Source organism: Oribacterium sinus, assembly GCF_963537195.1.
In the GTDB taxonomy this organism is placed as follows: Bacteria; Bacillota; Clostridia; order Lachnospirales; family Lachnospiraceae; genus Oribacterium; species Oribacterium sinus_A.
Map to the genome: position 1 here is coordinate 1 of NZ_CAUTEG010000075.1, position 12,084 is coordinate 12,084.

Consider the following 12,084-nt stretch of genomic DNA (forward strand, 5'->3'; position numbering starts at 1 on the left):
CAGCTGACAGTTACTAATAGGTCGAGGGCTTATCCAATGCGTCTGGTTTTTGTCTTGACATCTTTATTTTACTATGATAAACTCTTTCAATCGGATATTTATTTATGCCTCTATAGCTCAGTCGGTAGAGCACGCGGCTGTTAACCGCGGTGTCGTTGGTTCGAGTCCATCTGGAGGCGTTTCCCATTTCTCTTCGCTAAGCCAAGAGAATGTGTGGCGAAGTAGCCAAGTGGTAAGGCGTGGGTCTGCAACACCCTGATCACCGGTTCAAATCCGGTCTTCGCCTTTCGCTCTACTATAGAGTTATGGCGCCATGGTCAAGCGGTTAAGACACCACCCTTTCACGGTGGTATCACGAGTTCGATTCTCGTTGGCGTCACGGTATCCCAAGATGTTCTTGGGATTTTTTTGTATATAAATTTATTTTGAATTTCAAATAGTTTATGTTCATATATCTGTATTCATAATAATCTGATCTTATATAGAAATTTGGAGGAATTATGGAGCCCTTATCTTCTACAGAAATATTGCGTTTTTATCAGCTAAGAAATCAGGGATGCTTATCTTTGGAACCTCATGTACTTTTATTTGATGAAATTGACTCCACCAATACGGAATGTAAAAGAAGAATTCAAGAGCTTCCCTATGGAGAAGATATTTTTTCCCATATTTCGGAAGGTACCGTTTTTCTTAGCGATTATCAAACTGCCGGACGGGGTAGGATGGGCAAATCCTTTCTTTCTCCCAAGGGCTCCGGCCTGTACTTCAGTATCTTGACCAAGCCATGGGGAGAAAACAAGAACCCATTGGTTTTGACTTGCCATGCAGCTGTTGCGGTAAAACGTGCCGTGAAGGAGGTTTTTGACATAGAGCTTTCCATTAAGTGGGTGAATGACCTGTTTTATAAAGGAAAAAAGCTTGTGGGAATCTTAGCTGAAGGACAGCTTAGTGATTCTTCTTCTTTAGCCTATTGTATTATGGGTATCGGGATTAATCTTTTTCTTCCGGAAGCCGGATTCCCCGAGGAGCTTTCCGGCATTGCCGGAACATTGTTTGATTATCATGAGGAAAAGAAGGAAACTATAAACCGAAATCAGTTTCTTGCTTCTATCCTGTTTCACTATTTTTCTCTGTTAGATCAGGACAAGGTGGAAGAAGAGTATAGGAAGGAAAATATCTTATTAACCAAGGATATCCTCTTCACGGAGAATCATCAGGAATATCGAGGAAGAGTAGAAGCGATTTTAGAGGACGGTTCCCTTTCCGTGCGTTGCCAAGAGGGCAGCATGAAGATTGTTTCTTCCGGAGAAGTAAAGGAGAAATTCCTTTAAAGTATTTTGAAGAGAAAATTCTTTTAAAGTATTTTGAAGAGGAAATTCCTTTTTTACATAAAATATAGAAGCAATACAGATAAGTTAAATCTTGGGCTTAGTTCCTCATAGATTGTTCTGCATTTTCATGTTAAAATATGCAAGATTCTAAGGAAAAATGTTTTTTGCAAAGGGGTTATAGATTAGGTATGAAGGATCATAGAAAGAAAAGAAGAAGTGAGCAGCATGTGGATGAAGAAGCCAATTTTATCGGGGATATTCTGAAGCTGCTCTTTGCCTTATCCCTGGCCATTGTTGCTATCGTGGTTTGCTTTTTGTTTTTCAAGAATATTGCAGGCTTTTCTTTACCGAATTTAAAGGCGACGGAAGCTGCCTCAGAGAGCAGTAAGGAAGCGGTTGTGATTACGGAAGCCACCAAAGAGAGCAAGAAGAAAGAAACGGAAGCCAGAACGGAAAAGACTACGGAAGAAAGCTCGGAGGAAGAAACATCGACCAAATCCGAAGAAAGCAATAAGGAGAGTACCAAGGAATCTACGAAGGAATCCGGAAAAGATTCCGCCTCCAAAGAGGAAAGCAGTTCCTCCGGTAAGGGCAACAAGGAAAGCATCGGGGAATCTCCCACCTTGGAGAGTCAAAGCGGTAAAAAGAGCAGTACGGCAGCAACGAAGGAATCTGCGGTCGGTCAGAAAAGCAGTAAGAGTCATAGCTCTGATGATGCGGTAGTAGGAGAAGGCCCCAAGTCTGCGGATGATAGCGGAGACAATCAGGGCCCGGGCCAGCCTTAGGAGAATGAGGAGCAATGATATACTATATCTGCGGAAAATCCGCTGTGGGAAAGGATAGCATTTTCCGAGAGCTGGTGAAAAGAAGCGAGCTAAAAAGGATTATCCCCTATACTACCCGGCCTATGCGCCCCATGGAAAAGGAGGGGGAGGAATATCATTTTCTTTCGGAAGAGGCGTTTTTAAAGCTTCTTTCGGAGGGGAAAATGATGGAAAGCCGCAGCTACGATACCGCCTTTGGACTTTGGTATTACGGCACGGCTTATGAGGAAGGCTTTCGGGAGAAAGGCAAGGGCTTTCTCTGCATCGGAACCTTGGAAAGCTATAACAGTATTAAAGACTATCTGGGGCAGGAGTTTATCCGGCCTGTTTATATTGAGCTGGAGGATGAGCTTCGCCTAAGTCGAGCCAAGGCTCGGGAGCAGGGGAATGATCCCAAGGCTCTGGAGGAGCTGGAAAGACGTTTTCAGGCGGATAATAAGGATTTTTCGGAGGAAAAGCTTCGGGAAGCCGGCATTAAGAAACGCTATCACAATCTTGATTTTGACAAATGTGTGGAAGAGATTCTGGCGGATATAAAATCGGGGACGGAAAGAGGGCTGTAGCGGGTCATCCGATTGTGATAAGAAGAGAACAGGAAGAGGAAAAGGCAAGGAATGAAGGGGATTTCCATACCGGATCATCGAATCCATCATGCTTATCTTGTGATTGGGCAGGAAGAGGACTTGCTTCGTCAAATGGCGAAGGACTTTGTGGTACGGCTTTTTCATAAAAGTAGAAAGGAAGAACCGGAAAAGCAGTTCAGCCTTCCCCTGGAAGAAGAAAGCACAGAGAACCGGCCGGATTTTTATAGTGAAAAGGAAGAGCCGGAGGATAGTCTGAGTCTTCGCATTGAAAAGGAAGAGCATCCGGATCTGATTTTTGTGGATTATCAGGAGAAGGAAAACGGAGAGAAGAAATCCAGCATTTCCATTGATCAGATTCGTCAGGAAGTGAAGGGAACGGTGGACATTTCCCCGAAGGAAGGGCAGTACAAGGTTTACGTGCTTTGTCACAGCGATAAGATGACGGTGGAGGCCCAAAATGCCCTTTTAAAAACCCTGGAGGAAGCTCCGGAGCATGTTATCATGATTCTCCTTTGCGAAAATGAAAACAAGCTTTTAGACACCGTTTTGAGCCGTGTGGTTCGAGTCTATGTGGGGGATATGCCCATTGATAAGCAGTGGAAATTGCTACAGGAAATTCCGGCTCTTCGTGCCTTACCCGCCTTTTTAAAGGAGATTGCCCATAAGAAGCAGGAGGAAATGCAGAAATACGCGGAGGAGCTGGGACAGCTGGACGGGCAAGAGCTCTACTGTTTTCTTGATATTATTTTGCGGGATGTGTTATGCTATAAAAGCACGAAAGACCATCATTTGCTCTATGGGCAGAGTGCCAGAGAGAGCATTACGGCCATGGCGGAAAAGTATTCCTATTGGACACTGGGGCAGTGGGGAGAATATATAGAACGCTATAAAGAAGGACGGGCGGTAAATGTTGCCCAAAACTATCAGATTTTAGATTTCTTTTTGTTTTTATCCAATACATAATTATAGAAAAGCCATAAAGAAAGCCATAGAAAAAGCCATAAAGAAAGGGTTATAGATGACAGAGGTAATTGGAATAAAGTTTCGAACCGCGGGAAAGGTGTATTATTTCGCTCCCAAGGGCATAAGCTTTACAAGGGGAGAGTTTGCCGTGGTGGAAACCTCCAGAGGCGTGGAATACGGAGAAGTTTTGATGGCCAATAAGGAGCTTCCGGAGGAAAAGATTGTGATGCCTCTTAAGGAAATTCTCAGAAAGGCCACAGAGGAGGACCGGAAGCAGTACGAAGTAAATCATGAGAAGGAAAGGGAAGCTTTTCAGATTTGCCGGAAGAAGATTCAAGAGCATGGGCTGGAAATGAAGCTGATTGATGTGGAATATACCTTTGACCGGGGAAAGGCACTGTTCTATTTTACCGCGGACGGCAGGGTGGATTTCCGTGCGTTGGTGAAGGATTTGGCAGCGATTTTCCGTACCAGAATCGAACTTCGTCAGGTGGGGGTAAGAGACGAGACCAAGCTTCTGGGAGGCTACGGCTCCTGCGGTCGGCCTCTGTGCTGTCACAGCTATCTTCCGGAGTTTGTTCCGGTGTCCATCAAGATGGCAAAGGAGCAGGGCTTATCCTTAAACCCCAGTAGCATCTCCGGGGTCTGCGGCCGTTTGATGTGTTGCTTGAAAAATGAAGAAGAGGTTTATGAGTTCTTAAACTCCAAGCTACCGGCGGTGGGAGACTATGCCACCACCAAGGAGGGCTTAAAGGGAGAGGTGGTTTCCGTTTCCGTCTTAAACCAGAAGGTAAAGCTGATTGTAAACTTGGAAAAGGAAGATGAGAAGGAGCTTCGGGAGTATGAGGTTTCGGAGCTGAAGTTTAAGCCAAGACGGAGAAAAGACGAAGCGTAAGCATGGATTTCATAGGGAAAATAGGATAAAGAGGACAGAAAGCCCGGCTTTGAAACGAATACAGGACTTATAAGGAAAAGAGCAGAGATTTGTTCATGGAAAGAATAGATGATTTACAATGTAAGGGCTACCGGATTATTCAGGATTCGGAAGCCTTTTGTTATGGAACGGATGCGGTGCTTTTGGCGAATTTCGCAAAGCAGGGGGTAAAGAGAGGAAGAGTCTTCGATCTCTGTACCGGAAATGGGATTGTGCCCTTGCTTTTGGCGGCGAAAACAGAGGCGGAAAGCATTTACGGAATCGAAATTCAAAGGGAGGCGGTGGAGCTTGCCAGAAGATCCGTAGCCTTAAATGAAGAGGAGCGCATCCATATCCTGGAGGGAGACCTTTGCAAAATCCAAGAGCAAAGGACGGTAGAGGGGAAAAGCCTGGCCTCCTCCTTTACGGTGGTGACCGCAAATCCTCCCTATATGCAGGGAGACCTGCAAAATCCGCTGGAAAAGAAAAATATTGCAAGACATGAGGTGAGCTGTAGCTTTACGGATGTTTCGGAGGCTGCAAGATATTTACTGGCGCCTAAGGGGAAGTTTTATCTTGTGCATCGGCCGAAACGGATGGCGGAGATTATCAGCATTTTACGGGAAAAAGGCCTGGAGCCGAAAAGATTGCAGATGGTTCATTCCTTTGTGGAGGGAGAGGCAAAGCTATTCCTCTTGGAAGCGGTGCGGGGAGCCTCCGTGGAACTTCGGATTTTACCGCCCCTGATTCTGTATCGAGAAAGGGGCGTCTATACGAAGGAGCTACTGGAGATTTACGGAATGGATGCTCCGGAGAGTAATAGAATGAATGCATCAAATTAATAACGGAATGGATGCATCAAATTAATTGCAGAGTGGGTGCAGTAGAAGAAAAATAAATAGAGAAAGGGCTAAAACCTTATCCGTATACGGATATTATCCGAATATGGAGTCTAGGCAGAGGCCCTTTCTTTTGTTATGGTAAGGCTAAGACCGGTCAACGTTGTTGCTTTGGAGAGAGTCTACAGAGAAGTCTTTCTCAAGAATGAAAAATTTCAAAAGAAAGGAGGAATTTTATCATTTTTTCACAAGCTTTTTTGCATTCTGTGGTAAAATGTCCCAAGTAGTAAGCAGTTCCTGAAAGGAAGGACAAATATGGCATTGGATGCGAAAAAATTGGTATTTGAGCCAATACGGGTGGAGGACTCCGTCCGTATTGCTCCTTATTTTTATCGAAGACCGAACAAAACCTGTGATAGTTGCGCTTTGGACAGCTACCTCTGGGCGGAATATTGTGACACCCGCATAGCAGAGTGGGAGGACAAGGCTCTTTTTATTCTGATGGAGAAGGACGGAGAGCAGTATACCGCCACGCCCTACTGTGACGAAGAGGATTTGCCTCAGTATTTTGATTTGATTAAGGATTACTTTAATCAGGTTTTGAAAAAGCCTTTAAAAATCTATCTGGCGGATGAAGAGGCGGTAAAGTACCTGCATTTGGAGGAGGATCCCCGCTTTATCGTACGGGAAGAGGAGGATTACAAGGACTACCTCTATGATGCAGAGGAGCTACGAACCCTGCCGGGAAAGCGTTTTCATAAGAAGAAGAATCTTGTTAACAAGTTCAAGAGAGAATATGAGGGCCGCTGGGAATACAGAAGTATACGCTGTCTGGAAAAACAGGCGGTTTGGGACTTTTTGGATCGTTGGTATACCCACCGAATCAAGGAGGAGGGAAACGGAGAGGAAACCCTGGAATATGAAATCAAGGGAATCCACGAGGTTTTACAAAACTGCTTTACCATCGACCATTATATCGGCGGCATATTCATAGACGGAAAGCTGGAGGCCTTCTCCATCGGCGCTTACAATCCCCGTGAGGAAATGGCCAGCATTTCCATTGAAAAGGGTAATCCCAATGTCCCCGGAATTTATCAGGTGATTAACCAGGAATTTCTGCTTCATGAATTCCCTCAGGCAAAGCTGGTAAACCGGGAGGATGATATGGGTCTGCAAGGTCTTCGGAAGGCAAAGGAAAGCTATAATCCCATCGGCTTTGCCAGAAAATACATGGTATTGCAGAAGGATTTCCAGGGCTATGAGAAGTATCTTACGGATAAATACGAGAAGGACGTAGAAGAGTATGAATAGAAGAATTCTTCTTCTCCGAACGGAGGCGGAACAGGAAAGAACGAAGGCCTTGTACCGGGAAATCTTCCCGGAGGATTCGGAAGCCTTTGTGGACTTCTATTATCGTAAAAGACCGAAGAGAATCCTTGCCATGGAGGAAGAGGGAGAGATTGTGGGCATGCTCCATATCAACCCTTTCAGTATGTCCTTCTTTAAAAAGGAGCTTACGGCAAGTTACTTCTATGCCATCGGTACCAAGAAAGAAAAGAGAAAGCAGGGCATTATGGGAGAATTGCTTCGACGTGCCTTTTCGCTTTTAGAGGAGGAGGGAGAGTCCTTTTGCTTCCTGATTCCCGTTTCGGAAAGCATTTACAGCCCCTACGGCTTTCGGACTATAGGGAAGCTTAGCCTGGAAGAAAAGCCTTTGGAAGAAATCGAAAAGTCTGTACTTTATGCTCTTCCCACCAAGGAACTTTTAGATAGACGGGCGGAGGAAGCGACCCTTTCCGATGAGGAGGATGAACTGCCGGAGGATCCGGTGGTGATGCTGAAAATATTGAACCCGGAGGCCTTTCGAAAGCTCAGCGGCTATACAGACGATACGGAAGATGCTCTTTTGCAGAGACTGGCAAAGGAGAGGATTTATATTATTGACGTGGACTAATTTTAATGCTTGCAAACAGTAGAGAACTTTGCTATTATTGTTAGCTGTATCACTATTCCTTGCTTTTCCAAAAGGAAAGGCCAGAGACCAAAAGGAGGTAAAAGCGAATGAACAAGTATGAGTTATGCGTTGTTCTCAGTGCGAAGCTCGATGATGAGGAGAGAGCAGCAGCCATTGAAAAGATTAAGGGATTTATCACCCGTTACAATGGTACTGTTGTAGAGCCTATCGAAGAGTGGGGTAAGAAGAGACTGGCTTATGAAATTCAGCACATGAAAGAAGCCTACTACTATTTCATCCCGTTCACAGGAGATGCAAACACTCCTAACGAGCTCGAGGACCAGGTTCGTATTATGGAACCGGTAATCCGCTATCTTGTGGTTAAGCCAGAAGAAGAAACAGCTAAGACAAAGAAGCATGAGCCTGCAGCAGAAGCAGTAGCTGAATAAGCAAGCGGAAAGCGAGTAAAACATGAACAGAGTTATCCTGATGGGTAGATTGGTAAGAGATCCGGAAATTCGGTATTCCCAGGGTGAGAACAGCATGGCCATTGCAAGATATACTCTTGCCGTGGACAGAAGAGGCCGCAGAAACCAAAACGATGGACAGCCTACAGCAGATTTTATCCGTTGTGTGTCCTTCGGACAGAGAGCAGAATTTGCAGAGAAGTATATGCATCAAGGGATGCGTATGTTGGTATCCGGCAGTATTCAGACAGGCAGTTATCAGAACAAAGACGGACAAACCGTATATACCACAGATATTATTGTGGATGACCAGGAGTTTGCAGACAGCAAAGGACAGGGAGGTAATACTTCCTATTCCCGTTCTTCCGGCCCCTATGTAGGCGGTGGAGAAGAGGATCTTGGAGAAGGATTTATGAATATACCTGATGGGGTAGAGGACGAGGGACTCCCCTTCACTTAGGTAGGGAAGGTTTCCTCAGGATGAAGAGCAGCATAGCTGCAATATAGAAGGAGGAAAGCCATGGCATTTCAGAAGTCAGATAAGAGTGGTTCAGCAAGACCAAGAAGAGCCGGCGCAGGCTTCCGCAGCAGAAAGAAAGTTTGTGGATTCTGCGGAGATAAGGTAAAGCCGGTAGATTATAAGGATGTAGGAACATTAAGAAAGTATATCTCTGAGAGAGGAAAGATCCTTCCCAGAAGAATTACAGGTTCTTGTGCATTACATCAGAGAGCAATCACAACCGCTATCAAGCGTGCAAGACACATTGCTCTGTTACCATACCAGGTAGATTAATAAGAACAGCTCCACGAAAGTGGGGCTGTTTTTTTGTAATTTTATGGAAGGAACAATTAGTATTCTTTTTCGGAATACAAGATATTTCCTATTGTAGTTGAAAATGATTTAGTGCTATAGTTTAGCGGTAAATGAGGAAAGAATGGAGGCAAGTTTATGTCCTATGTAAGTGAGGTTTATCAGGCACTGGAGAAGAAGCATTCCAATGAGGCAGAATTTTTAGAGGCAGCGAAGAGAATTTTAGAGTCTCTGGAGCCTATTGTGGCAGCCAATGAGGAGCTTTACCGGAAAAATGCGTTACTGGAGCGTTTTGTAGAGCCGGAAAGAATTATTAGTTTTAGAGTGCCTTGGACAGATGACCAGGGAAAGCACCATATCAATATCGGTTATCGTGTGCAGTTTAACTCTGCTATCGGACCTTACAAGGGAGGACTCCGTTTTCACCCAAGCGTAAATCAGTCTATTCTGAAGTTCCTGGGCTTTGAGCAGATCTTAAAGAACTCCCTGACCGGCCTTCCCATCGGTGGCGGTAAGGGTGGTGCGGACTTTGATCCTAAGGGCAAGTCCGATGCAGAGGTTATGCGCTTCTGCCAAAGCTTTATCACAGAGCTGTATAAGTACATCGGAGCCAACGAAGACGTTCCTGCCGGTGATATCGGTGTAGGCGGAAGAGAAGTGGCTTATATGTACGGACAGTACAAGAGAATCACCAATTTGTACGAGGGTGTACTTACCGGAAAGGGAAGAACCTTCGGAGGCTCTCTGGCTCGTCCGGAGGCTACAGGATACGGTCTGGTCTACATTGTGGATGAGATGTTAAAGTCCGTAGGAAAGGAAATCAAGGGAAAGACCATTGTGGTTTCCGGTTCCGGTAATGTAGCTCAGTATGCCATCCAGAAGGCACAGAGCCTTGGGGGTAAGGTGGTAACCTGCTCCGATTCCGGCGGATATGTGTATGATCCGGAAGGCATCAAGCTGGATGTGCTTTTCGACATTAAGCAGGTGAAGAGAGGCAGAATTTCCGAGTATGCCGACCGTGTTGCTGGAGCGACCTACCATGCAGGAGAGCGTCCCTGGGGGGTAAAGTGCGATGTGGCATTACCCTGTGCAACCCAGAACGAGCTAAATGGAGAAGAGGCTAAGACCTTAATCAAGAACGGTTGCTTCTGCGTAGCAGAGGGAGCAAATATGCCTTCCGATGAGCAGGCTGTGGATGTATTCCTGGAGAATCACTTCCTCTATATGCCCGGTAAGGCAGCCAATGCCGGCGGTGTTGCCGTTTCCGCATTGGAGATGAGCCAGAACTCTCAGAGACTTTCCTGGAGCTTTGAAGAAGTGGATGAGAAGCTTAAGGGAATTATGCAAAACATTTTCAAGAGCGTATCCGAGGCGGCAAAGCGCTATGGTCATGAAGGTAACTTCGAGGTTGGAGCCAATGTAGCCGGCTTTGAGAAGGTAGCTGAGGCTATGCTGGCACAGGGCTTGGTATAAGATAGAAGTAAGGGCGAGAGAACCTATTTAGGGTGAAGGACTTGGCTATAGATAGAAACTATAGCCAAGTCCTGTTTTTTTATATTTGCCTAAGGAAATCATTTTACGCTATACTATATCCACTTCAAGGACTCTCATTAGGGGGAGTCTAAGGAATGACAAGAAAAGCATTTTGTAAAGGAAAATAAAAAGTAAGGAGAAAAAAAGCATGCAAACATCAGTAATCGGTTTCCCAAGAGTGGGAGCATTAAGAGAACTAAAGTTTACAACAGAGAAGTTTTTTAAGGGATTGGGTTCCGAGCAGGAGTTACAGGAGCTTGCAAAGGATATTCGAAAGAAGCAGTGGTTGAAGATGCAGCAGGAGGAAGTGGATTTCATCCCTTCCAATGATTTCTCTTTTTACGATAACTTTTTAGATACAGCAGTGCTTTTTAACATCATTCCGGATCGTTACAGAGAATTGTCCTTAAGCCCTCTGGAGCAGTACTTTGCTATGGCAAGAGGCTATAAGGGAGAGGCCGGAGACGTGAAGGCTTTGGCAATGAAGAAGTGGTTCAATACCAACTACCACTACATGGTGGCGGAAATCTCCGATAAGGATGTGATTTCCCTTGTGGGAGACAAGCCCTTCCAGGAGTATGAGGAGGCAAAGGCTTTAGGGGTTGAGACCAAGCCTGTAGTCATCGGACCATTTACCTTATTAAAGCTTCTTCGCTATACAGAGAAGAAGACCGAGAAGGATTTCCTGGAGCAGGCAGTTTCCGCTTACAAGGCTTATGTGGAGAGATTCGTTTCTCTTGGTGCCAAGTGGATTGCCTTTGATGAGGCGTACCTGGTAAGAGACCTGGAGAAGGAAGATTTGGAGCTCTTTACCGCCTTATATCAGGGAATTCTTTCCGTAAAGGGCAGCACCAAGGTTATATTACAGACATATTTTGGCGATGTAAGAGATGCCTATGAAAGCATTTTGGCACTTCCCTTTGACGGTGTAGGTCTTGATTTCTTAGAGGGTAAGGAGACCAAGGCACTTGTAGCCAAGGGCTTCCCCAAGGATAAGCTTCTTTTCGCCGGATTGGTAAACGGAAAGAATATCTGGAGAAACCATTACGAGAAGACCGTTCAGGAGGTAAAGGATTTAGAGGCTAAGGGCATTTCCGTAGTACTGAGTACTTCTTGCTCCTTACTGCATGTTCCTTACACCTTAGTGGGAGAGAATAAGCTTTCCGAGGAAGTAAAGAGACATTTCAGCTTTGCCATCGAGAAGCTGGAAGAGCTTTTGGATTTAAAGGAGCTTCTTAGCGGTAAGGCTAAGCCGGAGGTTTTAGAGGCAAATAAGGCGCTCTTTGCAACAGCAAGACCGAACAGTGAAGACAAGTCGGTAAAGGAGCGTTGTGCAGCTATTACCGATGCGGACTACACCAGACTTCCTGCATTTGAAGAGAGAGAAAAGCTTCAGAAGGAAGAGTTTAAGCTTCCTCTCTTCCCCACCACAACCATTGGTTCCTTCCCGCAGAGTGCGGATGTTCGTGCCAACAGAACTGCCTTTAAGAAGGGGGAGAAGACCAAGGAAGAATACGTTGCGTTTAACCAGAAGAAGATTGCAGAGTGGGTAAAGATTCAGGAAGATTTGGATCTGGATGTACTGGTGCACGGTGAGTTTGAAAGAAACGACATGGTGGAGTACTTCGGAGAGCTCTTAAGCGGATTCTTATTTACCGAGAAGGCTTGGGTACAGTCCTATGGAACTCGTTGCGTAAAGCCGCCAATCATCTGGGGTGATGTACGCAGACTTTCCTCTATGACTGTGGAATGGTCCACCTATGCACAGAGCTTAACCAAGCGTCCCATGAAGGGAATGCTGACAGGACCTGTAACCATTTTAAACTGGTCCTTCCCAAGAGAGGATATCAGCATTGCGGAAAGCA

General features: G+C 45.4%; 13 protein-coding genes and 3 tRNA genes. All 16 read left to right on the forward strand.

What is annotated here, in order from left to right; translation table 11 throughout:
• Window positions 1-106 precede the first annotated feature (106 nt).
• A tRNA-Asn gene (locus tag RYL27_RS08495) sits at window positions 107-179 on the forward strand.
• Window positions 180-215: 36 nt separating this feature from the next.
• Window positions 216-286, forward strand: a tRNA-Cys gene (locus RYL27_RS08500).
• Between the two features lie 21 nt (window positions 287-307).
• Window positions 308-379 (forward strand) — tRNA-Glu (locus RYL27_RS08505).
• A gap of 121 nt (window positions 380-500) precedes the next feature.
• The gene (locus RYL27_RS08510; protein ID WP_314966552.1) at window positions 501-1,331 is read left to right on the forward strand and encodes a biotin--[acetyl-CoA-carboxylase] ligase; all 831 of its coding nucleotides are present in this window, start codon (window positions 501-503) and stop codon (window positions 1,329-1,331) included.
• Window positions 1,332-1,519: 188 nt separating this feature from the next.
• On the forward strand, window positions 1,520-2,116 hold the full coding sequence (locus tag RYL27_RS08515; protein ID WP_314966554.1) for a hypothetical protein: 597 nt from the start codon (window positions 1,520-1,522) through the stop codon (window positions 2,114-2,116).
• Between the two features lie 14 nt (window positions 2,117-2,130).
• Entirely contained in the window at window positions 2,131-2,718 is a 588-nt protein-coding gene (locus RYL27_RS08520) for a guanylate kinase (RefSeq protein WP_314966556.1), read from the forward strand.
• Window positions 2,719-2,769: 51 nt separating this feature from the next.
• Entirely contained in the window at window positions 2,770-3,702 is a 933-nt protein-coding gene (locus RYL27_RS08525) for a hypothetical protein (RefSeq protein ID WP_314966558.1), read from the forward strand.
• A 55-nt stretch (window positions 3,703-3,757) separates the two neighbouring features.
• Window positions 3,758-4,597: a PSP1 domain-containing protein gene (locus RYL27_RS08530; RefSeq protein ID WP_007157536.1), complete on the forward strand. Its 840-nt coding sequence runs from the start codon at window positions 3,758-3,760 to the stop codon at window positions 4,595-4,597.
• A gap of 95 nt (window positions 4,598-4,692) precedes the next feature.
• Complete coding sequence (locus tag RYL27_RS08535; protein WP_314966560.1) at window positions 4,693-5,457, forward strand: tRNA1(Val) (adenine(37)-N6)-methyltransferase; 765 nt, start codon at window positions 4,693-4,695, stop codon at window positions 5,455-5,457.
• Window positions 5,458-5,769: 312 nt separating this feature from the next.
• Entirely contained in the window at window positions 5,770-6,765 is a 996-nt protein-coding gene (locus tag RYL27_RS08540) for a DUF2156 domain-containing protein (RefSeq protein WP_314670357.1), read from the forward strand.
• Complete coding sequence (locus tag RYL27_RS08545) at window positions 6,758-7,408, forward strand: GNAT family N-acetyltransferase (RefSeq protein WP_314966562.1); 651 nt, start codon at window positions 6,758-6,760, stop codon at window positions 7,406-7,408. The genes RYL27_RS08540 and RYL27_RS08545 overlap by 8 nt, the downstream gene beginning before the upstream one ends.
• A gap of 107 nt (window positions 7,409-7,515) precedes the next feature.
• Window positions 7,516-7,857 carry a 30S ribosomal protein S6 gene (rpsF, locus tag RYL27_RS08550; protein ID WP_007157531.1) on the forward strand — a complete coding sequence of 114 codons (342 nt, stop codon included), beginning with the start codon at window positions 7,516-7,518 and terminating at the stop codon, window positions 7,855-7,857.
• Window positions 7,858-7,879: 22 nt separating this feature from the next.
• Window positions 7,880-8,335, forward strand: a complete 456-nt coding sequence (locus RYL27_RS08555) for a single-stranded DNA-binding protein (RefSeq protein WP_007157530.1) — start codon at window positions 7,880-7,882, stop codon at window positions 8,333-8,335.
• Between the two features lie 60 nt (window positions 8,336-8,395).
• Window positions 8,396-8,668, forward strand: a complete 273-nt coding sequence (gene rpsR, locus RYL27_RS08560; RefSeq protein WP_007157529.1) for a 30S ribosomal protein S18 — start codon at window positions 8,396-8,398, stop codon at window positions 8,666-8,668.
• Window positions 8,669-8,824: 156 nt separating this feature from the next.
• Window positions 8,825-10,159, forward strand: coding sequence for an NADP-specific glutamate dehydrogenase (gdhA, locus tag RYL27_RS08565; protein WP_007157527.1), 1,335 nt, complete (start codon window positions 8,825-8,827; stop codon window positions 10,157-10,159).
• Between the two features lie 208 nt (window positions 10,160-10,367).
• The coding region (gene metE, locus RYL27_RS08570; RefSeq protein ID WP_314966565.1) for a 5-methyltetrahydropteroyltriglutamate--homocysteine S-methyltransferase at window positions 10,368-12,084 on the forward strand (1,717 nt) is incomplete at its 3' end.

Coding starts and splice junctions, on each gene's coding strand:
- RYL27_RS08530 (WP_007157536.1), top strand. CDS start 3,758: ATGACAGAGGTAATTGGAATAAAGTTTCGAACCGCGGGAAAGGTGTAT.
- RYL27_RS08555 (WP_007157530.1), top strand. CDS start 7,880: ATGAACAGAGTTATCCTGATGGGTAGATTGGTAAGAGATCCGGAAATT.
- rpsF (WP_007157531.1), top strand. CDS start 7,516: ATGAACAAGTATGAGTTATGCGTTGTTCTCAGTGCGAAGCTCGATGAT.
- RYL27_RS08540 (WP_314670357.1), top strand. CDS start 5,770: ATGGCATTGGATGCGAAAAAATTGGTATTTGAGCCAATACGGGTGGAG.
- RYL27_RS08515 (WP_314966554.1), top strand. CDS start 1,520: ATGAAGGATCATAGAAAGAAAAGAAGAAGTGAGCAGCATGTGGATGAA.
- RYL27_RS08525 (WP_314966558.1), top strand. CDS start 2,770: ATGAAGGGGATTTCCATACCGGATCATCGAATCCATCATGCTTATCTT.
- RYL27_RS08510 (WP_314966552.1), top strand. CDS start 501: ATGGAGCCCTTATCTTCTACAGAAATATTGCGTTTTTATCAGCTAAGA.
- rpsR (WP_007157529.1), top strand. CDS start 8,396: ATGGCATTTCAGAAGTCAGATAAGAGTGGTTCAGCAAGACCAAGAAGA.
- RYL27_RS08545 (WP_314966562.1), top strand. CDS start 6,758: ATGAATAGAAGAATTCTTCTTCTCCGAACGGAGGCGGAACAGGAAAGA.
- gdhA (WP_007157527.1), top strand. CDS start 8,825: ATGTCCTATGTAAGTGAGGTTTATCAGGCACTGGAGAAGAAGCATTCC.
- RYL27_RS08535 (WP_314966560.1), top strand. CDS start 4,693: ATGGAAAGAATAGATGATTTACAATGTAAGGGCTACCGGATTATTCAG.
- RYL27_RS08520 (WP_314966556.1), top strand. CDS start 2,131: ATGATATACTATATCTGCGGAAAATCCGCTGTGGGAAAGGATAGCATT.